Raw genomic sequence first — 23,662 nt, forward strand, 5'->3', positions numbered from 1 at the left:
ACGACCGTACCGCCCGCTCAGTGCTCACTGTCGAGGTGGGCCATCTGGGCCGCCGGGTACCTTTCCCCGGCGGCGGCGCCGGCCGGGACGGCCTCCTCGATGGCGGTCAGGTCGGCGGCGTCGAGGGAGACGTCCATGGCACCCAGTGCCTCGGCGAGCCGGTCCCGGCGCCGGGCGCCCACCAGCGGCACCAGGTCGACCCCGTGCCGCGGCCCCTGCGCGAGCACCCAGGCGATCGCGGTTTGGGCGACGCTCACGCCCTTGGTCTCGGCCACCTTGCGCAGCGCCTCCACCAGGTCGAGGTTCCGGTCGAGGTTGTCGCCCTGGAAGCGCGGGCTCATGCCCCGGAAGTCGCCCGGGGCCAGCGCGCGGTCGCGGGTGAAGTGGCCGCTGATCAGGCCGCGGGACAGCACCCCGTACGCCGTGATCCCGATGCCGAGCTCGCGCGCCGTCGGCAGGATCTCGTCCTCGATGCCGCGGGAGAGCAGCGAGTACTCGATCTGGAGGTCGGAGATCGGCGCCACGGCCGCGGCCCGGCGCAGGGTGTCCGCGCCGACCTCGGAGAGGCCGATGTGGCGCACGTGCCCGGCCTCGACCGCTTCGGCGATGGCCCCGACGGTCTCCTCGATCGGCACGTCCGGGTCCACCCGGGCGATCCGGTAGACGTCGATGTGGTCCCGGCCGAGCCGCTGGAGCGAATAGGCCAGGAAGTTCCTGACGGCCTCGGGCCGGCCGTCGTAGCCGGTGAAGCCGCCCTCGACCGTGCGCAGCGCGCCGAACTTGACGCTGGTCAGGGCCCTGTCGCGAGCCGCCGCGGGCGCCGTGCGCAGGGCTTCGTTGATCAGCAGTTCGTTGTGGCCCATGCCGTAGAAGTCGCCGGTGTCCAGCAGGGCGTTCGTGTCGTGGGGGGTGGCTTCCAGGTAGGCGTGGATGGTCGCGACGGACTCGGTGCGGTCCGCCTCCCCGTAGAGGGCGGACATTCCCATGCAGCCCAGCCCCAGCGGGAAGACGGCGGGGCCGGTGCTGCCGAGGGTGCGGTGGACGGGGGTGCGGTGGGCGGGGGTCGTGGCGGTGCTCACGCGGGGAGTGCTCTCGTTCGTGGTCATGGAACGAGAATGGCATGACGAGTGACAGATTTCAATATCTGTCACTCGTCAGTGTCAGGCGAGGACGCGCAGCGCCAGCGCGGCCGCCGAGACGAGCGTCAGTACGGCCGCCGGTGCGAGCTCGTAGTCCTTGACGCGGAGGTGGCTGATGACCGCGCCGATGAAGTAGAGGGTCACGCCGGTGGCGGCGGCCACGCCGAGCGGAGTCACCCACAGGCCGGCCACCAGGCCGATCGCGCCCGCGGCCTTGAGCGCGGCCAGGCGCGGCAGCCACGAGTCCGGGACCTGGACCTTCTGCATGCTCGCGACGATCTGGTCGTTGCGCTGGAGGGTGAAGGTGGCGGAGGCGGCCAGGACGAGGGCGAGCAGGCCGCCGACGACGGCGTAGGCGATGAACATGGAGATCTCCAACGGTCGGTGTTGTCAAACCATTGAATAGCATCAATGATATCCCCAACGCAATCATTTCCCGGTTGCTACGATGTGGACCATGACGGCAGATCAGGACGGACCGCACCCCCCGCAGCGGCTGGGGCTGCTGCTCGCCTGGCACGGATCGGTCACCCAGACCCGTATGAAGCGGGCACTCGGCGCCGCGGGGCTCACCCCGCGGCACGCGATGACGCTGATGCACCTGGAGGGCGGCCCCATCAGCCAGCGGGCCCTCGCCGAGCGACTGGAGGTGGACCCGAGCGTGCTCGTCGGGATCCTGAACGACCTGGAGGGCGAGGGCCTGGCCGAACGCCGCCGGGACCCGGCCGACCGCCGCCGGCACAACGTGGCCATCACCGACGCCGGGGAGGCCGCCCTCCACCAGACGAACACCGCCCTCGACGAGGTCGAGAGCGGCATCTTCGCGGGCCTCTCGGCCGCGGAGTGCGACCTCCTGCGCGGCCTCCTCGACCGGGTCAACACCTCGGCCGAGGACTTCACCTGCGGCGAGTAGCCGCCCGGGATTGCGGGACGGCCCTCAGCCGCGCGGCGAACCGATCGTCGCGGGCGGACCGACCGGCTCCTCCAGGGTGCGGGCGGTGCGTTCCGCCGTCTCCCGGGCCCACGTGCCGCTGGTCGCCGCGCCCACGACCAGGACGAGCAGCCCGCAGACCGCAATGATCCACCAGGCCGGCTGGGCCGCCGCCGAGAAGTCGGAACCGCTCGCCAGCCCGGCGGCCAGCACCGAGCCGATCACCGCGACGCCCAGGGTGCCGCCGGTCTGCCGGCTGGTGGAGGCGATGGCGGCCGCGACCCCCGCCTGCGAGCGCGGCATCCCGGACACCGCCGTATTGGTGATCGGCGCGTTCACCATGCCGAAGCCCAGCCCGAACAGCACGTACCCGGTGAAGAGGAGCGGGTTGGACGTCTCGGCCTCGAACAGCGCGAACAGCAGCCCGCTCGACCCCATCGCCACACCCGCGATCAACAGGCAGATCCGCGGCCCCCGGCTGCCCACCAGCCGCCCCGCCAGCGGCGCGAACAGGACGGTCAGGGCGGCCATCGGCAGCATGTACAGCCCTGCGTGCAGGGCGCTGAGCCCCCGTACGTCCTGGAGGTAGAGCGTGTTCAGGAAGAGGAAGCCGGCCAGTCCGGCGAAGGCGCTGATCGCGATGACCGTCGAGCCGCTGAACGGTGCGCTCCGGAAGAACCGGAGATCGATCAGCGGCTCCTTGCGCCGGGGCTCGTAGACCAGCAGCCCCACCAGCGAGGCGACGGCCACCACCGCGCACCCCATGATCAGCGGCGAACGCCAGCCGGCGGCGGGCGCCTCGATGATCCCGTACGTCAGGCTGCCGAGCAGCGCGATGACCAGCACCTGACCCACCGGGTCCGGCCGTCGCGGCCGGGCGGCCCGGGACTCGGGGATGTGCCGCAGGGTCAGTACGAGCGCCGCCAGGCCGATCGGCAGGTTGATCAGGAAGATCGAGCGCCAGCCCACGGAGTCCACCAGCACCCCGCCGATCAGCGGGCCGGCGGCCATGGAGATGCCCCCGACCGCGCCCCAGACACCGATGGCCCGGGCCCGCTCGGCCGGATCGGTGAAGGTGTTGGTGATGATCGACATCGCGACCGGGTTGAGCATCGCACCACCGACCGCCTGCACCATCCGGAAGACGACGAGCCAGCCGAGGCTCGGGGCGAGCGAGCACAACAGGGAGCCCAGGCCGAAGGCCAGCAGACCGGCGACGAACACCTTGCGGCGGCCGATCCGGTCGGCCGTGGAGCCCGCGAGCATCAGCAGCGAGGCCAGGACGAGCGTGTACGCGTCAATGGTCCACTGCAGGCCCGCGACGGAGGCGTCGAGCTCACGGCGCATCGACGGCAGTGCGACGTTGAGCACGGTGTTGTCGAGGCTGACGATCAGCAGGCTCATGCAGCAGATCGCCAGGACGAGCGTGCGCTGCCGGGGACTCGGCTCGATCATGCGCCGATGCTACGTCCGCACGACCCCCTCGGCATGCGGGACAATGGGCGGATGACCACGCTCCCCCCGCCCCTCGCGATCGGCCCGCACACCGTGCAGCCCCCGGTGGTGCTCGCGCCCATGGCCGGCATCACCAATGCCCCGTTCCGTACCCTCTGCCGGGAGTTCTCGGGCGGCAAGGGTCTGTTCGTGAGCGAGATGATCACGACCCGTGCCCTGGTCGAGCGCAACGAGAAGACCATGCAGCTGATCCACTTCGACGAGACCGAGAAGCCTCGCTCGATTCAGCTGTACGGGGTGGACCCGGCCACGGTCGGCAAGGCGGTCCGCATGATCGTCGAAGAGGACCGCGCCGACCACATCGACCTCAACTTCGGCTGCCCGGTCCCCAAGGTCACCCGAAAGGGCGGCGGCTCGGCCCTCCCGTACAAGCGCAACCTGCTGCGGGCGATCCTGCGCGAGGCCGTCGCCGGCGCCGGTGACCTGCCGGTCACCATGAAGATGCGCAAGGGCATCAACGACGACCACCTCACCTACCTCGACGCCGGCCGGATCGCCGTCGAGGAGGGGGTCACCGCGATAGCCCTGCACGGGCGGACCACCGCCCAGCACTACGGCGGCACCGCCGACTGGGACGCCATCGCACGGCTGAAGGAGCACGTGCCGGAGATCCCCGTGCTCGGCAACGGCGACATCTGGTGCGCCGAGGACGCGCTGCGCATGGTCCGCGAGACCGGTTGTGACGGCGTGGTCGTGGGCCGCGGCTGCCTGGGGCGGCCCTGGCTGTTCAACGACCTGGTGGCGGCCTTCGAGGGGCGGCCCGAGGACTTCCACAAGCCCACCCTGCGCGAGGTCGCGGCCACCATGCACCGCCATGCACAGCTGCTGGGGGAGTGGATCGGCGACGAGGCGCGCGGGGTGATCGACTTCCGTAAGCACGTGGCCTGGTACCTCAAGGGCTTCTCGGTCGGGTCCGAGATGCGCAAGAAGCTCGCGGTCACCTCTTCGCTGGCCGAACTGGACGCTCATCTGAGCGAGCTCGACCTGGACCAGGGATGGCCCGAGAGTGCGGACGGCCCTCGGGGTCGGACGTCCGGAAACAACCGAGTTGTCCTGCCGGACGGCTGGTTGAAGGACCCGTACGACTGCGCGGGTGTGAGCGAGGACGCTGAACTGGACACCTCCGGAGGCTGACAAATCGCCCTCCGTGGTGCGTGATATACGCCACGCATGGGAAGGGTTTCGCTCAGATGAGCGTCAAAGTCACGGGTAAGACTTTCAAAGGGTGGCACTGGGTGCCACCCTTTGTGCGTTCAACACTTGAACGCAAATGTATCGATGATCGCTCATCCGAGCGTGATTAGGCCTCAGGAGCCTCCTTACCCTTCGGGATGTGAAGGCTCTTCGTACTTTCTCATTACCCGCGAGTTACTTTCGATCTGCTGGCGCACGGGTGGTTACAGCCATATGACGACCAAGTGGACGTACCCAGAAGCCTTCGATCTGGGTATGTTCCTGGCCGTCAGGGCAGCCACCGAGCCTCGAGGAGTCGAGACCCGTGTCGGAAAACAAAGATCAGAAGTTCGTCTACGACTTCACCGAGGGCAACCGCGACCTCAAGGACCTTCTCGGCGGCAAGGGAGCCAACCTCGCCGAGATGACCAACCTGGGTCTGCCGGTCCCTCCCGGCTTCACCATCACCACCGAGGCCTGCAAGGTCTACCTCGACAGCGGCACGGCCCCGGCCGCGCTGCGCGAAGAGGTCAGCGCCCACCTTGCCGCCCTCGAGGCCAAGATGGGCAAGAAGCTCGGACAGTCGGACGACCCGCTGCTGGTCTCCGTGCGCTCCGGTGCGAAGTTCTCGATGCCCGGCATGATGGACACGGTCCTGAACATCGGTCTCTCCGACGACTCCGTGAAGGGCCTCGCCTCCCAGGCCGGTAACGAGCGCTTCGCGTGGGACTCGTACCGCCGCCTCATCCAGATGTTCGGCAAGACCGTGCTGGACGTGGACGGCGAGCTCTTCGAGGAAGCCCTCGACGAGGCCAAGGCCGCCAAGAAGGTCGCCGTCGACACCGACCTCGACGCCGCCGACCTGAAGAAGCTGGTCACCCGCTTCAAGAAGATCGTCGCCAAGCAGGCCGGCCGCGAGTTCCCGCAGGACGCCCGCGAGCAGCTCGACCTCGCCGTCGAGGCCGTCTTCAACTCGTGGAACACCGACCGCGCCAAGCTCTACCGCCGCCAGGAGCGCATCCCGGGCGACCTGGGCACCGCGGTCAACATCTGCTCCATGGTCTTCGGCAACCTCGGCCCCGACTCCGGCACCGGCGTCGCCTTCACCCGCGACCCCGCCAGCGGCCACCAGGGCGTCTACGGCGACTACCTGCAGAACGCCCAGGGCGAGGACGTCGTCGCGGGCATCCGCAACACCGTGCCGCTCGCGGACCTGGAGACCATCGACAAGGCCTCGTACGACCAGCTCATGACGATCATGGAGACGCTGGAGACCCACTACAAGGATCTCTGCGACATCGAGTTCACCATCGAGCGCGGCCAGCTGTGGATGCTCCAGACCCGCGTCGGCAAGCGCACGGCGGGCGCGGCCTTCCGCATCGCCACCCAGCTCGTGGACCAGGGCCTGATCGACGAGGCCGAGGCCCTCCAGCGCGTCAACGGCGCCCAGCTCGCGCAGCTGATGTTCCCGCGCTTCGACGAGGACGCGAAGACGGAGCTGCTCGGCCTTGGTATCGCCGCCTCCCCGGGCGCGGCCGTCGGCAAGGCCGTCTTCGACTCGTACACGGCCGTCAAGTGGTCCCGCTCCGGCGAGAAGGTCATCCTGATCCGCCGCGAGACCAACCCGGACGACCTGGACGGCATGATCGCCTCCGAGGGCATCCTGACCTCGCGCGGCGGCAAGACCTCGCACGCCGCCGTCGTCGCCCGCGGCATGGGCAAGACCTGTGTCTGCGGCGCCGAGGACCTCGACGTCGACACCAAGCGCCGCCGTATGACGGTCGGCGGCACGGTGATCGAAGAGGGCGACGTCGTCTCCATCGACGGCTCCACCGGCAAGGTCTACCTCGGCGAGGTACCCGTCGTACCGTCCCCGGTCGTCGAGTACTTCGAGGGCCGCATGCACGCCGGCGCCGACGACGCCGACGAGCTCGTCGCCGCCGTCCACCGGATCATGGCCTACGCGGACCGCGTCCGCCGCCTGCGCGTCCGGGCCAACGCCGACAACGCCGAGGACGCGCTGCGCGCCCGCCGCTTCGGCGCCCAGGGCATCGGCCTGTGCCGCACCGAGCACATGTTCCTCGGCGACCGCCGTGAACTGGTGGAGCGACTGATCCTCGCGGACACCGACGGCGAGCGCGAGGAGGCACTCAGTGCCCTCCTGCCGCTGCAGAAGAAGGACTTCGTCGAGCTGTTCGAGGCGATGGACGGCCTGCCCGTCACCGTCCGCCTCCTCGACCCGCCGCTGCACGAGTTCCTGCCCGACATCACCGAGCTGTCGGTCCGCGTCGCCCTCGCCGAGTCCCGCAAGGACGCCAACGAGAACGACCTGCGCCTGCTCCAGGCCGTGCACAAGCTGCACGAGCAGAACCCGATGCTGGGTCTGCGCGGCGTCCGCCTCGGCCTGGTCATCCCCGGCCTGTTCAAGATGCAGGTCCGGGCCATCGCCGAGGCCGCCGCCGAGCGCAAGAACGCCAAGGGCGACCCGCGCCCCGAGATCATGGTCCCGCTCGTCGGCACCGTCCAGGAGCTGGAGATCGTCCGCGACGAGGCCGACCAGGTCATCGCCGAGGTCGAGGCCGCCACCGGCACCAGCCTCAAGCTGACCATCGGCACGATGATCGAGCTGCCGCGCGCCGCCCTGACGGCCGCCCAGATCGCCGAGGCCGCGCAGTTCTTCTCCTTCGGCACGAACGACCTGACCCAGACGGTGTGGGGCTTCTCCCGCGACGACGTCGAGGCCAGCTTCTTCACCGCCTACCTGGAGAAGGGCATCTTCGGGGTCTCGCCCTTCGAGACCATCGACAAGGACGGCGTCGGCTCCCTCGTCCGCCACGCGGTCAAGCAGGGCCGGGCCACCCGCCCCGACCTCAAGCTCGGCATCTGCGGTGAGCACGGCGGCGACCCCGAGTCCGTCCACTTCTTCCACGAGGTCGGCCTCGACTACGTCTCCTGCTCGCCCTTCCGGATCCCGGTGGCGCGCCTGGAGGCGGGCCGTGCAGCCGCCGAGTCGAAGGGCAGCGACAGCCGCTGACCCCCGGGCCGCAAGGGCCCCATAGACCGCGCCTGTCCCCGGGTTCCCTGACTGCCCGGGGGCGGGCGCGCCTATTTTTTTGTTGTTCAGCAAATCTTTACGCCAGCAGGCGGTGGACGGATCCCCACCCGTCCACCGCCGCTGTCATTCTGCCGGGCACGTCGGCGCTTCCCGGTGCGACCGACCGCCAGGCCCCGCAAAGCCCCCCACGGCCTTCGCGGAGCGTTTCGGTCGCATCGGAGTGTGCCCGGCGGAGTACAGGATTTCGGTTGTCACGCCCCTGCCGAAAGGGGTTTCAACTGTGGCCGAAAGGGCGTGGTGACCACGTGTGACGGCGTGCATACTCATGGAGCGGGGGGATTGCGGTTGCACAGGTGGGGGTTCGGTGCTGCGTATCCATTTCACTGGAGTGGACCTGGCACGCGTACGGATGGCAGGGCGTCCCGATGCGTTGTGGGAAACGATTCTCAGCTTTCACCGCTTAAGAGACCGGCGCGATGCCCGGTTGTTCGGTGAATGGCGTACGGAAACCCGGAGCAGGTTGAATAGTGAAACACGCACGCTCGGTATGCTCATACCGAGTCGTGGTTATTTTCCCGATTTCCTGACCCCTGTGGAGGGGCAGTACGGGTGGGACGTGGGCCTCGACGCGCTGCGCGGGATCCGTCCCGAGCGGATGCGGCGCGAGCTCCGGCTGCTGGCCGCCGGTGCGCCGATGACCCCGCGGTTACGGGAGTTCATGGACGACGACGGCAAGCAGCTGCCGCGGCTCATGGGCGAGCTACGGGCCTACCACCGCGCGGCCGTGGAGCCGTACTGGACCCATATCCAGGCCCAGATCGAAGCCGAGCGGGCCGCCCGCGGCCGGGCCCTGCTGGACGGGGGCGCGGACGAGCTGCTGGCCTCGCTGCCGCCCATGCTGCGCTGGCGGGCTCCGGTGCTGGAGTGCGACTACCCCGTGGACCGTGACGTACGGCTGCGCGGGCGCGGGCTGCTGCTCCAGCCGTCCTTCTTCTGCCGGCGCACCGCGGTGACCCTGCACGATCCGGAGCTGCCGCCGGTGCTGGTCTACCCGGCCGCCGCACAGCTGGCCTCGGCGCCCGCGGGCGGCGAGTCGGCCCGGCCCGTGGAAGAGCAGCGCCAGCGCACCCTGGGCAAGCTGGTCGGGCACACCCGCTCGGTCGTGCTGCGGGCCATAGGGGACGGAGCGACCACCAGCGAGCTGGCCCGCCGGGCCGGGGTCTCGCTGGCCTCCGCGAGCCAGCACGCGTGCGTGATGCGGGAGGCGGGGCTGGTCACCACCCTCCGGCGGGGGAACGCGGTGCTGCACACGGTGACGCCTCTGGGTGCTGCGCTGCTCAAGGGCGGGGCCGTGGCCTCGTGACGCGGCCGCGCCCCGGCGGGGTCGAACCCGTCGGGGCACGGTCGGTCGTGCGGGCGCGGCGCCGTTGCGGGGGCGCTGCCCCCGGACCCCCGCGCCTCAAACGCCGGCGGGGCTGGGAGACGCCGGCGGGGCTGGAAGGGCGGGGCTCAGACGCGGAAGGGGCCGGTCACCTCGTAGGTGATGCCGCCGGACGAGCTGCCGCTCGTACCGCGCTGGCTGGAGAAGTAGAGCCGGTTGCCGGCGGGCGAGAAGGCCGGGCCGGTGACCTCCGAGGAGGACTGGCCGGTGATCCGCAGGAAGGGCGCCACCACGTCGTCCGGGGTGATCACGCAGATCTCCATGGTGCCGCCGTCCTCGGCGACGTACAGGTCGCCGTACGAGGACCCGGTGACGTTGTCGACGCCCGTCAGCGGGGCCGCGCCGCCGGGCACGAGCGAGTCGTCGTAGGCCAGCTCGTACGTGTTGTTCGTGAGGTTGAGTTGCCAGACCCGGTTGTCGCCCTTGGTGGTGAACCAGACGGTGTTGCTGGCGTAGTGGCAGCCCTCGCCGCCGTTGAACTTCTTCGCGCCCGAGACCTGGCTGCGGGTGGCGGTGGGGGAGCCGTCACGGTCGGGGACGTTGGCCCAGGTGAAGGAGCCCGAGGTGGCGGTGGAGGCCTTGAGGACCTGGAGCGTGCCGGAGGAGAGGTTGCCCCAGGTGGTCGGTACGAAGCGGTAGAAGCAGCCGTCCGTCTCGTCCTCCGTCAGGTAGACCACCTGGCGGACCGGGTCGGCGGCGGCCGCCTCGTGCTTGAACTGCCCCATCGCCGGGCGCTGGACGGCCGCGTTGACCCCGTACGGGTCCGTCTCGTACACGTAGCCGCGGGTGACCTCCTCGCAGGACAGCCAGGTGTTCCAGGGGGTCTTGCCGCCCGCGCAGTTCTGCCGGGTGTCGGAGAGGATCCGGTAGGCGCCGGTGACGGTGCCGGAGGAGTTGAACTTCACCGCGCTCGCGCCGCCGGAGGGGTTGATCTCCGAGTTGGACACGTAGATCCAGCCCGAGCCGTCGACGAAACACGCACCGCCGTCGGGGGCGCTGTGCCAGGTGTACGAGGTACCGCTGACGGTCTGGCCCGAGCGGGCGATCACCCGGCTGGTGAAACCGCCGGGGAGCATGATGCCGTTGGCGTCGGCCGCGCCGAGAGCGCCGTAGGGGCCGGCGCCCGGCTGGGCGGGGGCGGCGTAGGCGGCCCCGTGCATCAGTGTGCCGCCGAAGGCGGCGGCCGACGAACCGATCACTGCGCCGCGCAGGAAGGTACGACGTTCCACGGTCACTCCTGTGGGAGGAAGGCCCCGCGGCCGGTCGGACGCGGGGTCGCACGCGTCGAGGAACCTAGGAGGCGCCAGTTGCCGTGGCGCCAACTCCTCATTACGCACGAGCGACCGCTCGACGTGCAATCCTGCGGCCGGCCCGCCTCTGCCCACCCGGCCGGCCCCGACGTTTCGGTCTCACTGGCCTGACCTGCGGTTTCGTCGGTCAGGCAGGGAAGTTCGCAAAAACTTCGCGGGGACCGATGAGTTTCCCGGGGACCCGCGGTCTACCTCTCGAAAGCACCGCACACCGCACACTGAGCAGTTCACACGAGAGAAGAGAGACCTCGGGATGTCCGCCACCATGATCTTCGTCAACCTGCCGGTCAAGGACCTGGACGCCAGCAAGGCCTTCTGGAGCAAGCTGGGCTACTCCTTCAACGCCCAGTTCACCGATGAGAACTGCGCCTCCATGGTCATCAGCGATACCATCGTCGCGATGCTCCTGGCCGAGGCCCGCTACAAGGACTTCACCCACAAGGAGATCGCGGACGCGACGAAGACGTCCGAGGTGCTCCTGTGTCTGAGCGCCGAGAGCCGCACCGCGGTCGACGAGCTGGTGGACGGGGCCCTGGCGGCCGGTGCCACCGAGCCCCGCCCCGCCCAGGACCACGGCGTCATGTACGGCCGCGCCTTCGACGACCTCGACGGCCACACCTGGGAGATCATGTGGATGGACCCGTCCATGATCCAGAGCTGACCGCTCCCCACGCGGAGGTCATCAGGTCACGAGGTCGCGGCGGTCCGCACCGGGTAGGTCCGGACCGCCGTCTCCTCGTCGTCCAGGCAGCGCCCCGACTCCAGGTCGAAGCGCTGCTTCAGCAGCGGCGAGGCCACGAAGGGCCGGCCCCCCGCCGTCCCCACCAGCCCGCGCGAGAGCACCTGCGCCCCGGTGAAGGGATCCTGGTTGCCGATGGCGTACGGGCGCCCCGCGCGGTCGACGAACACCGCGGCCTGGCTCCCGTCGGGCAGCAGCGCCGCCACCCCGCGCCCCGGTGTGAGCGAGGACAGCTCGCACACCGTCAGCCAGCCCTGCGCAACCTGCAGTTCCACGGTCATCGGACGGCTCCTCCTATGGTCAGGACGGCCAGGTCGGGCTTGACCTGGTCGCGCTCGGGGACGAACTTCACGGTCGGGTCGGGGGCGCCGGGCGCATTGACGAAGGACACGAACCGGCGCAGCCGCTCCGGATCCTGGAGCGTCTCCGCCCATTCGTCCCGGTAGTGCGCCACGTGGTCGGCCATCAGGGCCTCCAGCTCGGCGCACAGCCCGAGCGAGTCGTGCACGACCACGTCCCGCAGGTGCGCCAGGCCCCCCTCCAGCCGGTCCAGCCAGGTGGAGGTCCGCTCCAGCCGGTCGGCGGTGCGGATGTAGAACATCAGGAACCGGTCGATCAGCCGGACCAGTTCCGCGTCCGACAGGTCCTGGGCCAGCAGGTCGGCGTGGCGCGGGGTGGCCCCGCCGTTGCCGCCCACGTACAGGTTCCAGCCACTGGCCGTCGCGATGACCCCGAAGTCCTTGCTCTGCGCCTCCGCGCACTCGCGGGCGCAGCCGGAGACCGCCGACTTGAGCTTGTGCGGGGCGCGCAGGCCCCGGTAGCGCAGCTCCAGGTCGATGGCCATCCGCACGCTGTCCTGGACGCCGTAGCGGCACCAGGTCTGCCCCACACAGGACTTCACCGTGCGCAGGGCCTTCCCGTAGGCGTGCCCGGACTCGAAGCCGGCGTCGACGAGCCGGGCCCAGATCCGTGGGAGCTGGTCCACGCTCGCGCCGAAGAGGTCGATCCGCTGCCCGCCGGTGATCTTCGTGTAGAGGCCGAAGTCCCGGGCCACCTCGCCGATCACGATCAGCTTGTCGGGGGTGATCTCACCGCCGGGGATGCGCGGGACGACCGAGTACGAGCCGTTGCGCTGCAGGTTCGCCAGGAAGTGGTCGTTGGTGTCCTGGAGGGCGGCCTGCTCCCCGTCCAGGACGTAGCCGCTCGCGCCGAGGGTCGGGGCGAGGGAGGCGATGATCGAGCCGACGGTGGGCTTGCAGACCTCGCAGCCGTCGCCGCCCCGGGCCTCCGGACGGCCGTGGCCGTCGAGGATCTCCTGGTAGGAGGTCAGCCGGCGGGTGCGGACGATCTCGTAGAGCTCGGCGCGGGTGAAGGGGAAGCAGCCGCACAGCCCCTTGTCGGCGGCGGCGGGCAGCAGCTGCCCGATCACCTTGACGCAGCTGCCGCAGCCGGTGCCCGCCTTGGTGCACTTCTTGACCTCGGCGAGGGTGGCGCAGGCGGCTATGGCCTTCTTGGTGACGTTGTGGCAGGAGCAGATCACCGCGTGGTCGGGGAGCGCGGACGGCCCGAGCGCGACGGGGGCGCCGACGCCGGCGGGCAGCACCAGCTGCTCGGGGGCCACGGGCGGGACGCTTCCGGTGAGCGGGCGCAGCAGTCCGTAGGAGTCCGCGTCGCCGACCAGGACCCCGCCGAGGAGGACCCCGTCCGGGGAGACGACCAGCTTCTTGTAGACGCCGGAGCGGGAGTCGGACCAGACGACGTCGAGGCTGTCCGGGGTGGTGCCGTGGGCGTCGCCGAAGGAGGCCACGTCCACACCGAGCAGCTTGAGCTTGGTGGAGAGGTCGGCTCCGGTGAACTCCTTCTCGCGGCCCAGCAGGTCGTCGGCGGCGGTCTCGGCCATCTCGTAGCCGGGGGCGACCAGCCCGTAGACGCGGCCGTCGACGGCGAGGGCGCACTCGCCGATGGCGTAGACGGCCCCGTCGGAGGTACGGCAGCGGGCGTCGACCGCGATGCCGCCGCGCTCGCCGACGTCCAGGCCGGCGTCGCGGGCCAGTTGGTCGCGCGGGCGGACACCGGCGGAGAAGACGACGAGGTCGGTGTCGACGGTGGAGCCGTCGGACAGCCGCATCCCGCTGACGTGGCCGTCCTCACCGGTCACCACCTCCTGGGTGCCGACACCGGTGTGGACGGTCAGCCCCATGGACGCGATGGTGCGCAGCAGGGCCGCGCCGCCGCCCTCGTCGACCTGTACGGGCATCAGGCGCGGGGCGAACTCGACGATGCGGGTGGCCAGGCCCAGCCCCTGGAGGGCGCCGGCCGCCTCCAGCCCGAGGAGACCGCCGCCGACGACCGCGCCGGAGCTCCTGGTCTTCGCGTACTCCTCGATCGCGAGCAGGTCCTCGATCGTGCGGTAGACGAAGCAGCCGGGGGCGTCCTTGCCCGGGACCGGCGGCACGAAGGGATAGCTGCCGGTGGCCAGGACCAGGACGTCGTACGGGAACACCTGCCCGGAGCGGGAGGTGACCGTGCGGGCGGCCCGGTCGATGTGCTCGGCGGGGTCGTCGAGGTGGAGGGCGATGCCGTGCTGTTCCATGAACCCGGCGGGCGTCATGGACAGGTCCTCGGGGGTGCTGCCGGAGAAGTACGAGGTCAGGTGCACGCGGTCGTAGGCGGGCCGGGGCTCCTCGCAGAGCACGGTGATCCGGTGCGTGGCGGTGATTCCGCGCTCGGCGAGTGCCTCGAGGTAGCGCTGGCCGACCATGCCGTGCCCGATGAGCACGATCGTGGGCAGGGGCTCGGTCATGTCAGTGGCCTCCGTCGTCGGTGAGCAGGTGGAACAGGTCGTGCGGTGATTCCCCGCCGCCCTCCCAGGTGCGGGCGAGGGCCCCCACGGTGGAGAGTTCGCCGAGCAGTACCCCGCCGACGAGGCGGTCGCCCCGCAGGACGACCTTCCGGTAGGTCCGGCGGGTGGCGTCGGCGAGGCGGACCACGTCGTCGCCGGGGAGAGGAGTGGTCTCGCCGAAGGCGGCGAGGTCGAGGGGCCCGTTCCCGCCGGTGCCCTCGCCGGTGGTGAGGGTGAGACGGGTGAGGGCGCGGGTGCCGGTGTACTGCGCGGGCTTGCCGGTGAGGAGCGCGGCGAGGGTGTCGGCCTGCTCCAGGGCGGCGCCCGCGAGGCCGTACACCTGGCCGGCGTGTTCGGCGCAGTCGCCGATGGCGTGGATGTCCGGGTCGCTGGTGCGGAGGTGGTCGTCGACCACAATGCCGGTGCGGACGTCGAGGCCGGCGGCCTTGGCGAGGCCCGTGCGGGGGCGTACGCCGCAGGCGAGCACGACGAGATCGGCCTCCAGCCGGTACCCGTCGGCGAGCTCGACCCCGGTGACCCTGCGGGGGATGTCCCCACCCCGCCGCCTCCCGGGCTCTGCGCGGCGTCCGGGGCGGAGCCCCCGCAGCGGAGCCGCGGGCGAATCGCCGGTCGTCGTCAGGCCGCGGACCCGGCATTCCGTGTGGATCTCCACGCCGAGGTCGGTCAGGTGGGCGGCCAGCAGGGCGGAGGCGTCGGCGTCCAGTTGGCGCTCCATCAGGCGCTCGCCCTGCTGGGCCAGGACCACCACCGCCCCCCGCGCGGCGAGCGCCCGGGCCGCCGAGACGCCCAGCAGGCCCCCGCCGATCACCACCACCCGGACCCCGGGGCGCACGGCCGCCGAGAGCGCCAGGCAGTCGTCCATCGTGCGGAACGCGTGCACGCCGTCCGGGAGCGCCCGCCCCTCGGGCTCGAACAGCCCGCGCAGGGGCGGGAGCACCGCGTTGGAGCCGGTGGCCAGCACCAGCGTGTCGTACGCGGCCACCGTGCCGTCGTCGCAGTGCACGGCCCGCTCCGCGCGGTCCACGCGCACCGCCCGGACCCCCGGCCGCAGCGCCGGACCGGGCGCCGGGAGGGCGGTCACCTCCGGCGCGTACCGGCCTGCCAGGACCTCGGCGAGCAGGACCCGGTTGTACGGCACGTGGGTCTCCTCGCCGAGGACGGTCACCGCCGCGGCCGGGCCGAGCCGCTGCGCGAGCCGCAGGCCCGCGAGGCCGCCGCCGATCACCACCACACGCTGGTCCGAGGTCATGCCCTGAGCGTGCGCGGCCGCTGTTTCCCCACGACATCGCCTCTGTTACCCGGACGGAACGCCGACCTCAGCGCCCGGGTTAAGGGTCGGTGAGGCCTTGTTCAAGGCCGCCTTAAGGATCACCGGGGCCGGCCGCCGGGCCCTTAGCGTGCTGTGTATGCGAGATGTGGCGGTGCGGGTGAGGGGCGGGATGCTGGGCGGTGCGGGGGTGGTGATCCTGCTCTGGGCGGCGCAGGTACGGCCCTCGGCCCGGCCCGACGCGCTGTTCGCCACCGCCGCGCACCTGTCCGGGCTGCTCGCCGGTTACGGGGTGCTGGTGCTGCTGTTCCTGATGGCCCGGGTACCCGCCGTCGAGCACGGCGTCGGCGCCGACCGGCTCGCCCGCTGGCACGCCTTCGGCGGGCGGTACGTGCTGCTCCTCGTCTTCGGGCACGGGCTCTTCGCCCTGCTCGGCTACGCCGTGCACGAGGGAACCGACGTGGTCTCCGCCGTCCTGGAGCTGCTTCGTTACCCCGCGCTCGCCGCCGCCGCGGCCGGGACCGTCCTCCTGGCCGCGGTCGGTGTGACCTCCGCCCGGGCGGTACGCCGCCGGGTGCCGCACGAAACCTGGCGCGGGGTGCACCTGCTCGTCTACCTCGCCGCCGCCCTCGCCTTCGGGCACCAGCTCGCCGGGCCGGATCTGGCCGCGGCCGCCTGGTTCTGGGCGCTCGCCCACACCGTGGTCGCCGTCCTGCTGGTCTGGTACCGCGCGGTGGTTCCCGTACGCCAGGCCCTGCGGCACGCGCTGCGGGTCGCGGACGTCCGGGTCGAGGGGCCCGGCGTGGTCTCCGTCGTCGTCTACGGGCAGCACCTGGCGGAACTGCGCGCGGAGCCGGGCCAGTTCCTGCGCTGGCGGTTCCTCCAGCGGCGGCTGTGGCACACCGCCCTGCCGTTCTCGCTGTCCGCGCCGGTCCGCGGGAACGCCCTGCGGATCACCGTGAAGGGGCTCGGCGGCCACTCCCGCCGGATCCGCAGGCTGCGCCCGGGGACGCGGGTCCTGGCCACCGGGCCGTTCGGCGCGCTCACCGCCGCCCGGCGGACCCGGCCCAAGGTGCTGCTGATCGCGGGCGGGGTCGGGATCACCCCGATGCGGGCCCTGTTCGAGACGCTGCCCGGCGGTCCCGGGGACATCACCCTGCTCTACCGGGCCGGGGCCGAGGAGCAGCTGGTCCTGCGGGCGGAGCTGGAGGCCATCGCCGCCGAGCGGCAGGCCGGGCTCCACTACCTGCTCGGGCCGTCCGGGGCGGCGTACGACCCGCTGGCCCCGCAGGCACTGGCCGCGCTGGTGCCGGACCTGGCCGAGCACGACGTGTACCTGTGCGGGCCGCCGGGGATGGCGGAGGCGACCCGGGCCGCGCTGCTGCGGGCCGGGGTGCCGGCCGGTCGTGTCCACTCCGAGTGCTTCAGCTTCTGAGCCCGCTTCCGAGCCGCGTCCCGGCATTCCTGCGTCCCTGCGTTCCCGCGTTCCCGCGTTCCCGCGTTCGCTGCGTCCCGCGTTCCCTGCCGTCCCGCGCTCCCCGAGGAGTCACCGCCCCATGCGTCACCCGCTGCACGTCGCCCTCTCCGTACCCGTCGGTGCCGAGGCCCCGGCGGTGGCCCGGCACCGCAAGCCGCGCGGCCCCTCGCGGGTGCGGGTCGTGCTCGCCGCGCTGGCCTCCGTACCGCCCGCGCGGCGGCTGGCGGCGGGGCTGGGGGCGGCCAGTGTGCTGGCCGCGAGCGTGCTGACGGCGGCCGTGGACCCGGCCGGTCCGGTGGCTCCGGACCGGGTGCCGGCCCGGCAAAGCTCAACCTTTGCGCAACTTTCCGGCGATTGATGGCCACTGCACCCAACCGCTCCTTAGGGTCGAGCCGTGCCTGACATATCAACGACCATGATCGTCGTCCTGTGCGTGGCGGCCGCGGCCGCCGGCTGGATCGATGCGGTGGTGGGCGGCGGCGGCCTGCTGCTCCTGCCCGCCCTCCTCCTCGGCCTGCCGGGCGCCCACCCCGCCACCGTCCTCGGTACCAACAAGGCCGTGGCCATCGTCGGCACCGCCGGGGCGGCCGTGACGTACGTCCGCAAGGCTCCGGTGAACGTGAAGCTGGCCGTCCGCATCGGCCTGGCCGCGCTCGCCGGATCGATGGGCGGCGCCGCGCTCGCGGGCGGCATCAGCAAGGACGCGCTCCGCCCGCTGATCATGGTGGTCCTCGTGATCGTCGCGGGTGTCGTGATCTTCAAGCCGGGCTTCGGCACCGCCCCCTCGACCGCGCCGGTCAGCCGGCAGCGGGTGCTGCTCGCCATCGGCCTCGCGGGCCTCGGCATCGGCTTCTACGACGGCCTCATCGGGCCCGGCACCGGCACCTTCCTGGTGCTCGCGCTCACGGCGCTGCTCCACCTCGACCTGGTCACCGCCTCCGCCACCGCCAAGATCGTGAACTGCTGCACCAACGCCGGGGCCCTCGCGATGTTCGCCTACCAGGGCATGGTGCTGTGGCAGCTGGCCGCGCTGATGGCGGTGTTCAACCTGGCCGGCGGCATGATCGGCGCCAGGATGGCGCTCAAGAAGGGCAGCGGCTTCGTCCGCGGCGTGCTGCTGACGGTGGTGGGCGCACTGGTGATCAAGCTCGGCCTGGAGCAGTGGGGCTAGCGCCCCCTAATACGTCCCGGTGAGGTGCGCGAAGACGACCACGTTGCCGCGGTAGCCCGTGCGCGGTGAGAAGCCGCCGCCGCAGGTGATCACCCGTAGCTCGGCGCGTGCCGAAGGCCCGTACACGCGGGTGTCGGGGAAGGCCTTGGCGTCGTAGACCTCGACCGCGTGGACCGTGAAGACCGCCGTACGGCCGTCCGCGCGCGGGATCTCGATGGACGCCCCGCGGCGCAGCGCGCCCAGATGGTAGAAGACCCCCGGCCCGGCGGCGTCGTCCACGTGCCCGGCGATGACGGCGGTGCCGGTGGCGCCCGGGGTGGTGCCGTCGCGGTACCAGCCGGCCAGGTCGCGCCGGTCGGGCGGCGGCACCTCGAGGCTGCCGCGCGGATCCAAGCCGAGCCCGGTCAGCGGGGCGTCGACCCGGATCGAGGGGATCCGGATCCGGCCCGGCGGGGAACCGGGGAGCGGGGCGATGCCGGGGCCGACCGCGCCCGCGGCGGTCAGGGACTCGGCGGGGGAGGGCAGCGGCGGCCCGACGGGCTCGCGGGAACCGCTGGTCACGAGCCAGATGCCGACGCAGGCGGCGAGCGCGACGAGACCTCCGTGGCGGGCGGCGGGGGTGCGGGGGGCCCGGGCGGCTGCCCGCGGGGGGTGCGCTCCGGATCCGGGGCGGCCGCCGTTCGCGGTCCGGGGCTGCCATGCGCGGCCCCGTACGCCACCGAATTCGCCACCCATGCGTACCCCCTCGGCTTCCGTTTCGGGGTGACTGGCCGTCGCCCGGCCCCGCGAACGGGGGGGGACCTCGCGGGGCGGGCGACGGGGGACGGTACCGGTCGGACCGCGGCCGGAGCCGCGGTGGGCGTCCGTCAGCTCCGCGTGCCGCTCGCCCGGCGACGCAGGAGCCAGGTACCGCCGACGGCGGCAGCGGCCAGCACGGCCGCTCCCGCCGCGATCTTGGCGGGGTCGGTGGTGGTGGTCGTGCCACCGCCCACCCCGGTGTTGACGTGACCCTGCGGGCCGCGTTCGGTGACGACCAGGTTGCCGGTGGCGAACTTGCCGTTCGCACAGGTCGCGCCGATGCCGTAGGTGCCGGGGCGGGTGCCGTGGGCGACCTGGAACTGCCCCACGACCACCTCCTTGTGGGTGCCCGGGACCAGCTTGAACCGGCCGCCGCCGACCGTCGTGGCATCGCCGTCGGCGTGACTGCCACTGCCGCAGGCGGTGGTGTTCACGGTGACGGTGGCGCCGGGCGCGGCGGACTTGGGCCACACTTCCAGCGGCGCGAAGTCCCCGGGCGCGAAGGCCACCATCCCGAGGTCCACGGCGGCGACCGCGCCGGCGACCGGCCCGGTGAACGCGGCGGCGGTCAGCGCGGTCGCGGTCAGCACGTGTGCGGTACGTCGGCGCATGGGGCTCTCCTGGAGACACGGGGTCGTGTTTCCGAGGTAACCCGGCCCGCCCGCCACCCGCCTGCTGATGTTCCGTCAGGTTTACCGTCGCCCGGTCCTCCCGCGGACCGTTCCCGCAGGTCAAGGTTGCTCCTGCGGCCATCAGAGCCGCTCGCGCCGTCCGGGTGACCCCGGCCGTTCGCAGGTCACGCGGGCGGGAGCGTCACCGTGGCCGCCCCACCGCCGAGGAAGGTGTCATGGACGCAGAACCGTGAGGCGGCGGGGGGCGGTGACCGACGCTGGACGGCCCGGGTCACGGGTGCCGGGAGGTGGTGTAACAGCGGTGCGTACGGTGGTGGGACGTGGGAAGGCCGGGACTTTCGGCCAGGCCCGCGCACCGCCGTGCCATACCCGAGGGAGGGCCCCGTGACATCGGTCGAACGGCTACCGGACCCGAGCGATCCGCTCCCGTTCTTCGTCTACGGGACCCTGCGCCCGGGCGAGGTCAACCACGACCTCTTCCTGCGGGGCCGCACGGCCCGCGAGGAACCCGCCACCCTCCCCGACGCGGCGCTCTACGACGGCCCCGGCTACCCGTTCGCGGTCCACCGCCCCGGCACGGCGATCGTCGGCGAGCTGATCACGGCGGCGCCCGGCGCGTACGGGAGGCTGCTGGCCGCGCTGGACCAGCTGGAGGAGTACGGGGGCCCGGGCCGCCCGGGGAACGTCTACGACCGCATCGCCCGCCCGGCCCTGCGCCCCGACGGCGCCACGGTCCGCGCCTGGGTCTATCTGGCGTCCCCGCTGGTCGCCCGCGACCTGCGGGAATCGGGCACCGAGATCCCCGGCGGCGACTGGTTCGGGAGGCGGTGACCACGGCCGGTCGCCGCGGCCCGGACAGCGCCTAGAGACCCTCGGCGCCGCGGTTGCGCAGCCGCTGGCCGTACTGCTGGAGCACCCACAGCTCCTCCTGGACGGCGGCCAGTTGTTCCGGCGGGGCCTGCGGGCCCAGCCGGGAGAGCGTGCCCTGGATCTCGTGGACCCGGCGGTCCACGGCGCGCAGCCGCACCTGGACCAGCTGGACCCCCGCGTAGATCTCGTCCACCGTCTTCGCGTGGATGGCCTCGACCGCCAGCTCCGTGACCAGGGCGCGCACGGTGTCGTTCGGCGCGGCCTCGCGCACGCGCGCCAGGTAGTCATCCGTGCCGAGCGAGGCGCCGCCCGCGTCCAGGATCGCCTGGCGCACGGCCGCGTAGGGCGGGGCGGTGAACTCGTCCATGCCGTACGCGTCGAAGGCCGGGGAGACCAGGGCGGGCCGTTGGAGGGCGAGCTTCAGCAGCTCGCGCTCGGTGCGGTGGGCCGGGCTGCGCAGGTTCAGCGCGGGGCCGCCGGCCGGCTGGGCGGCGGGGGCGGGCGTGGCCTCGTACGACTGGCGGCCGCGCTGCCGGTCCCCGCCGGGGCGGCCGCCCTGCGGTCCGTCGCCCTGGCCGCGCTCGCGGGCCCAGCGCGCCAGCTGGGCGACCCGCTTGACCACGAACTGCTCGTCGCGGATGCCCAGCATGCCCGCCAGCTGGACCGCCGACTCGTGCTGGATCGCGATGTTCTTGATGTGGGCGACGACGGGCGCCGCCTCGTCCAGCGCGGCCGCGCGGCCCGCCGGGTTCTCCAGGTTGTGCCGGGCCACGATGTGCCGCAGGGCGAACTCGAACAGTGGCGTACGGGCCTCCACCAGACCGGACACGGCCGCGTCGCCCTGGGCGAGGCGCAGGTCGCAGGGGTCCATGCCGCCGGGGGCGATGGTGATCGAGGTCTCCGCGGCGAACTTCTGGTCGTCCTCGAAGGCCCGCAGCGCCGCCTTCTGGCCCGCCGCGTCGCCGTCGAAGGTGAAGATCACTTCGGCGGTGGCGTTGTCCATCAGCAGCCGGCGCAGGATCTTGATGTGGTCCCCGCCGAAGGCCGTGCCACAGGTGGCGATCGCGGTGGTGACCCCGGCCATGTGGCAGGCCATCACGTCCGTGTAGCCCTCGACGACCACGGCCCGGGAGGTCTTCGCGATCTCCTTCTTCGCCAGGTCGATGCCGTACAGCACCTGGGACTTCTTGTAGATCGCGGTCTCGGGGGTGTTCAGGTACTTGGGCCCGTTGTCGTCGTCGCGCAGCTTGCGCGCGCCGAAGCCGACCACCTCGCCGCTGATGTCGCGGATCGGCCACATCAGCCGGCCGCGGAAACGGTCGATCGGCTTGCCGCTGCGGCTGTCCTGGGCGAGCCCGGAGGTGATCAGCTCCTTGTCGCTGAAGCCCTTGCCGCGCAGGAAGCGGGTCAGGTGGTCCCAGCCGGCCGGGCTGTAGCCCACGCTGAAGTGCGCGGCCGCGGCCTGGTCGAAGCCGCGCTCCGCCAGGAACTTGCGGCCGATCTCCGCCTCGGGGCTGCCCAGCTGGTCGACGTAGAACTGGGCGGCGGCCTTGTGCGCCTCGACCAGCCTGATGCGGTCGCCGCGGCCGCTGGTGCCGGCGGTGTAGCCGCCCTCCTCGTACCGCAGGGTGATGCCGGCCAGGCCGGCCAGGCGCTCGACCGCCTCCGAGAAGGAGAGGTGGTCGATCTTCATGACGAAGTCGAGGGTGTCCCCGCCCGCCTGGCAGCCGAAGCAGTGGTAGAGCCCCTTGCTGGGGCTGACCTGGAAGGAAGGGGACTTCTCGTCGTGGAAGGGGCACAGGCCCTTGAGGTTGCCGCCGCCCGCGTTGCGCAGCTGGAGGTACTCGGAGACCACGGCGTCGATCGGGACCGCGTCCCGTACCGCCTTCACGTCGTCGTCGTTGATCCGTCCTGCCACCCGTGAAGTCTACGGCCGGGCGCCGACAATCCCGTCAGGCCCCCTCGCCCCGCACCAGGTACTCCAGCGGAACCGACGGGTCCGCCAGTGCCTCGCGGTTGACCGGCGCCTTTGACCTGATCAGCGCCTGGATGTGCGGGGCGACGTCCCACACGTTCACGTTCATCCCGGCCAGCACCCGCCCGTCCGACAGCCAGAAGGCGATGAACTCCCGCTTGCCCACGTCCCCGCGGATCAGCACCTCGTCGTAGCCGCCCGGCGGCGCGTACCCCGAGTACTCCAGGCCCACGTCGTACTGGTCCGAGAAGAAGTACGGCACCCGGTCATAGCCGACCTGCTGCCCCAGCATCGCCCGCGCGGCCGCCGGGCCGCCGTTCAGCGCGTTGGCCCAGTGCTCGACCCGCAGCCGGGTCCCGAGCACCGGGTGGTGGGCGGCGGCCACGTCCCCGACCGCGTAGACGTCCGGGTCGGAGGTGCGCAGGGAGGAGTCCACCGCGATCCCGCCGCCGTGCTCCCGGTCGACCAGGGCCAGCCCCGCGGTCTCGGCGAGCGCGGTCCGCGGGGCGGCCCCGATCGCCGCGAGCACCGCGTGCGCCGGGTGCTCCTCCCCGTCGTCCGTACGGGCGGCCAGCACCATGCCGTCGTGACCCACGATCTCGGTCAGCCTCGCCCCGAAGTGGAACCGCACCCCGTGATCGGCGTGCAGGTCCGCGAAGAGCCGGCCGATCTCCGGGCCGAGGACCGCGTGCAGCGGCGTGGCCTCCGGCTCGACGACGGTGACCTCGGCGCCGTAGCCGCGGGCCGCGGCGGCCACCTCCAGGCCGATCCACCCGGCGCCCGCGATGAGCAGGTGACCGTTCTCCCGGCCGAGGCCGGCCAGGACGCCCTTCAGCCGTTCGGCGTGCGCGAGGCGCCGCAGGTGGTGCACCCCGGCCAGGTCGGTGCCGGGCACGTCCAGGCGGCGCGGCTCGGCGCCGGTGGCCAGCAGCAGCTTGTCGTAGTGCAGCACCGTGCCGTCGCCGAGGACCACCTTCTTCGCGTCCCGGTCGAGGTGGACCGCCGGCTGGCCGAGGTGCAGCTCGACGTCCGAGGCCGCGTACCAGGACGGCTGGTGGACGAAGACGCTGTCCCGGTCGTCCTTGCCCGTCAGGTAGCCCTTGGACAGCGGGGGGCGTTCGTAGGGATGGTCGCGCTCGTCGCCGATCAGGATCACCCGCCCCGTGAACCCCTCCGACCTCAGCGTTTCCGCCGCCTTGGCCCCGGCGAGCCCTGCGCCGACGATGACGAACGTCCGATGTGCGTCGACCACCTGATGCCTCCTCATAACCTCTCCGCCACATGCGAGCACATGCGAGCGTCCCGC

General features: G+C 72.1%; 20 protein-coding genes. 9 read left to right on the forward strand and 11 right to left on the reverse strand.

All coding sequences use genetic code 11. From position 1 onward, the window contains the following. Positions 1–17 precede the first annotated feature (17 nt). On the reverse strand, positions 18–1,106 hold the full coding sequence (locus ACGFZK_RS18170; RefSeq protein ID WP_393849865.1) for an aldo/keto reductase: 1,089 nt from the start codon (positions 1,104–1,106) through the stop codon (positions 18–20). Positions 1,107–1,160: 54 nt separating this feature from the next. Beyond that, a complete protein-coding gene (locus ACGFZK_RS18175; protein WP_393849866.1) occupies positions 1,161–1,505 on the reverse strand; it encodes a DoxX family protein in 345 nt (114 codons plus the stop codon). Positions 1,506–1,596: 91 nt separating this feature from the next. Here ACGFZK_RS18175 and ACGFZK_RS18180 point away from each other — a divergent pair, with 91 nt between their 5' ends. Then, a complete protein-coding gene (locus tag ACGFZK_RS18180) occupies positions 1,597–2,052 on the forward strand; it encodes a MarR family winged helix-turn-helix transcriptional regulator (protein WP_393849867.1) in 456 nt (151 codons plus the stop codon). 24 nt (positions 2,053–2,076) lie between these two features. On the opposite strand, the gene ACGFZK_RS18185 is transcribed toward ACGFZK_RS18180, so the two are convergent. Continuing rightward, positions 2,077–3,525 carry an MFS transporter gene (locus tag ACGFZK_RS18185; protein ID WP_393849868.1) on the reverse strand — a complete coding sequence of 483 codons (1,449 nt, stop codon included), beginning with the start codon at positions 3,523–3,525 and terminating at the stop codon, positions 2,077–2,079. A 33-nt stretch (positions 3,526–3,558) separates the two neighbouring features. Here ACGFZK_RS18185 and dusB point away from each other — a divergent pair, with 33 nt between their 5' ends. The 3 genes from dusB to ACGFZK_RS18200 all read left to right on the forward strand — a co-directional run bounded on the left by dusB (position 3,559) and on the right by ACGFZK_RS18200 (position 9,176). After that, positions 3,559–4,719, forward strand: coding sequence for a tRNA dihydrouridine synthase DusB (gene dusB, locus ACGFZK_RS18190; protein WP_393850072.1), 1,161 nt, complete (start codon positions 3,559–3,561; stop codon positions 4,717–4,719). A 364-nt stretch (positions 4,720–5,083) separates the two neighbouring features. Next, positions 5,084–7,792: a pyruvate, phosphate dikinase gene (gene ppdK, locus ACGFZK_RS18195; RefSeq protein WP_393849869.1), complete on the forward strand. Its 2,709-nt coding sequence runs from the start codon at positions 5,084–5,086 to the stop codon at positions 7,790–7,792. Positions 7,793–8,177: 385 nt separating this feature from the next. Next, positions 8,178–9,176, forward strand: coding sequence for a helix-turn-helix domain-containing protein (locus ACGFZK_RS18200; RefSeq protein WP_393849870.1), 999 nt, complete (start codon positions 8,178–8,180; stop codon positions 9,174–9,176). A gap of 146 nt (positions 9,177–9,322) precedes the next feature. Here the strand turns inward: ACGFZK_RS18200 and ACGFZK_RS18205 are convergent, their stop codons facing one another. Beyond that, positions 9,323–10,483 carry an alkaline phosphatase PhoX gene (locus ACGFZK_RS18205; RefSeq protein WP_393849871.1) on the reverse strand — a complete coding sequence of 387 codons (1,161 nt, stop codon included), beginning with the start codon at positions 10,481–10,483 and terminating at the stop codon, positions 9,323–9,325. A gap of 334 nt (positions 10,484–10,817) precedes the next feature. Between ACGFZK_RS18205 and ACGFZK_RS18210 the strand changes: the two genes are divergently transcribed. After that, entirely contained in the window at positions 10,818–11,225 is a 408-nt protein-coding gene (locus ACGFZK_RS18210) for a VOC family protein (RefSeq protein ID WP_393849872.1), read from the forward strand. Between the two features lie 26 nt (positions 11,226–11,251). Here the strand turns inward: ACGFZK_RS18210 and nirD are convergent, their stop codons facing one another. The 3 genes from nirD to ACGFZK_RS18225 are packed head-to-tail and all read right to left on the reverse strand — an operon-like array spanning position 11,252 to position 15,415. Next, positions 11,252–11,584, reverse strand: coding sequence for a nitrite reductase small subunit NirD (gene nirD / locus ACGFZK_RS18215; RefSeq protein ID WP_393849873.1), 333 nt, complete (start codon positions 11,582–11,584; stop codon positions 11,252–11,254). After that, positions 11,581–14,106, reverse strand: a complete 2,526-nt coding sequence (nirB, locus tag ACGFZK_RS18220) for a nitrite reductase large subunit NirB (RefSeq protein ID WP_393849874.1) — start codon at positions 14,104–14,106, stop codon at positions 11,581–11,583. Before nirB ends, nirD begins: the two co-directional genes overlap by 4 nt. A 1-nt stretch (position 14,107) precedes the next feature. Next, complete coding sequence (locus ACGFZK_RS18225; RefSeq protein WP_393849875.1) at positions 14,108–15,415, reverse strand: NAD(P)/FAD-dependent oxidoreductase; 1,308 nt, start codon at positions 15,413–15,415, stop codon at positions 14,108–14,110. Between the two features lie 157 nt (positions 15,416–15,572). Here ACGFZK_RS18225 and ACGFZK_RS18230 point away from each other — a divergent pair, with 157 nt between their 5' ends. The 3 genes from ACGFZK_RS18230 (at position 15,573) to ACGFZK_RS18240 (ending at position 18,081) form a co-directional block, all read left to right on the forward strand. Then, positions 15,573–16,868: a ferric reductase-like transmembrane domain-containing protein gene (locus ACGFZK_RS18230; RefSeq protein ID WP_393849876.1), complete on the forward strand. Its 1,296-nt coding sequence runs from the start codon at positions 15,573–15,575 to the stop codon at positions 16,866–16,868. Positions 16,869–16,989: 121 nt separating this feature from the next. Further along, a complete protein-coding gene (locus tag ACGFZK_RS18235; RefSeq protein ID WP_393849877.1) occupies positions 16,990–17,268 on the forward strand; it encodes a hypothetical protein in 279 nt (92 codons plus the stop codon). 36 nt (positions 17,269–17,304) lie between these two features. Continuing rightward, positions 17,305–18,081: a sulfite exporter TauE/SafE family protein gene (locus tag ACGFZK_RS18240; protein ID WP_393849878.1), complete on the forward strand. Its 777-nt coding sequence runs from the start codon at positions 17,305–17,307 to the stop codon at positions 18,079–18,081. Positions 18,082–18,087: 6 nt separating this feature from the next. Here ACGFZK_RS18240 and ACGFZK_RS18245 read toward each other — a convergent pair whose 3' ends face one another. Then, the gene (locus ACGFZK_RS18245; RefSeq protein WP_393849879.1) at positions 18,088–18,816 is read right to left on the reverse strand and encodes a class F sortase; all 729 of its coding nucleotides are present in this window, start codon (positions 18,814–18,816) and stop codon (positions 18,088–18,090) included. Positions 18,817–18,947: 131 nt separating this feature from the next. Continuing rightward, a complete protein-coding gene (locus ACGFZK_RS18250; RefSeq protein ID WP_393849880.1) occupies positions 18,948–19,490 on the reverse strand; it encodes a hypothetical protein in 543 nt (180 codons plus the stop codon). Between the two features lie 405 nt (positions 19,491–19,895). Here ACGFZK_RS18250 and ACGFZK_RS18255 point away from each other — a divergent pair, with 405 nt between their 5' ends. Next, positions 19,896–20,342: a gamma-glutamylcyclotransferase family protein gene (locus ACGFZK_RS18255; protein WP_393849881.1), complete on the forward strand. Its 447-nt coding sequence runs from the start codon at positions 19,896–19,898 to the stop codon at positions 20,340–20,342. Positions 20,343–20,373: 31 nt separating this feature from the next. Here ACGFZK_RS18255 and dnaG read toward each other — a convergent pair whose 3' ends face one another. Both dnaG and ACGFZK_RS18265 read right to left on the reverse strand, forming a co-directional pair. Continuing rightward, entirely contained in the window at positions 20,374–22,299 is a 1,926-nt protein-coding gene (dnaG, locus tag ACGFZK_RS18260; RefSeq protein WP_393849882.1) for a DNA primase, read from the reverse strand. A 34-nt stretch (positions 22,300–22,333) separates the two neighbouring features. Beyond that, positions 22,334–23,608 (reverse strand): NAD(P)/FAD-dependent oxidoreductase, encoded by a 1,275-nt coding sequence (locus ACGFZK_RS18265; protein ID WP_393849883.1) that lies wholly within the window; start codon positions 23,606–23,608, stop codon positions 22,334–22,336. Positions 23,609–23,662: the final 54 nt, after the last annotated feature.

Origin of the sequence: Streptomyces sp. NPDC048257 (assembly GCF_043201855.1) — a bacterium.
In the GTDB taxonomy this organism is placed as follows: domain Bacteria; phylum Actinomycetota; class Actinomycetes; order Streptomycetales; family Streptomycetaceae; genus Streptomyces.

Coding starts and splice junctions, on each gene's coding strand:
- ACGFZK_RS18170 (WP_393849865.1), bottom strand. CDS start 1,106: ATGACCACGAACGAGAGCACTCCCCGCGTGAGCACCGCCACGACCCCC.
- ACGFZK_RS18175 (WP_393849866.1), bottom strand. CDS start 1,505: ATGTTCATCGCCTACGCCGTCGTCGGCGGCCTGCTCGCCCTCGTCCTG.
- ACGFZK_RS18180 (WP_393849867.1), top strand. CDS start 1,597: ATGACGGCAGATCAGGACGGACCGCACCCCCCGCAGCGGCTGGGGCTG.
- ACGFZK_RS18185 (WP_393849868.1), bottom strand. CDS start 3,525: ATGATCGAGCCGAGTCCCCGGCAGCGCACGCTCGTCCTGGCGATCTGC.
- dusB (WP_393850072.1), top strand. CDS start 3,559: ATGCGGGACAATGGGCGGATGACCACGCTCCCCCCGCCCCTCGCGATC.
- ACGFZK_RS18210 (WP_393849872.1), top strand. CDS start 10,818: ATGTCCGCCACCATGATCTTCGTCAACCTGCCGGTCAAGGACCTGGAC.
- nirD (WP_393849873.1), bottom strand. CDS start 11,584: ATGACCGTGGAACTGCAGGTTGCGCAGGGCTGGCTGACGGTGTGCGAG.
- nirB (WP_393849874.1), bottom strand. CDS start 14,106: ATGACCGAGCCCCTGCCCACGATCGTGCTCATCGGGCACGGCATGGTC.
- ACGFZK_RS18225 (WP_393849875.1), bottom strand. CDS start 15,415: ATGACCTCGGACCAGCGTGTGGTGGTGATCGGCGGCGGCCTCGCGGGC.
- ACGFZK_RS18230 (WP_393849876.1), top strand. CDS start 15,573: ATGCGAGATGTGGCGGTGCGGGTGAGGGGCGGGATGCTGGGCGGTGCG.
- ACGFZK_RS18235 (WP_393849877.1), top strand. CDS start 16,990: ATGCGTCACCCGCTGCACGTCGCCCTCTCCGTACCCGTCGGTGCCGAG.
- ACGFZK_RS18245 (WP_393849879.1), bottom strand. CDS start 18,816: ATGGGTGGCGAATTCGGTGGCGTACGGGGCCGCGCATGGCAGCCCCGG.
- ACGFZK_RS18250 (WP_393849880.1), bottom strand. CDS start 19,490: ATGCGCCGACGTACCGCACACGTGCTGACCGCGACCGCGCTGACCGCC.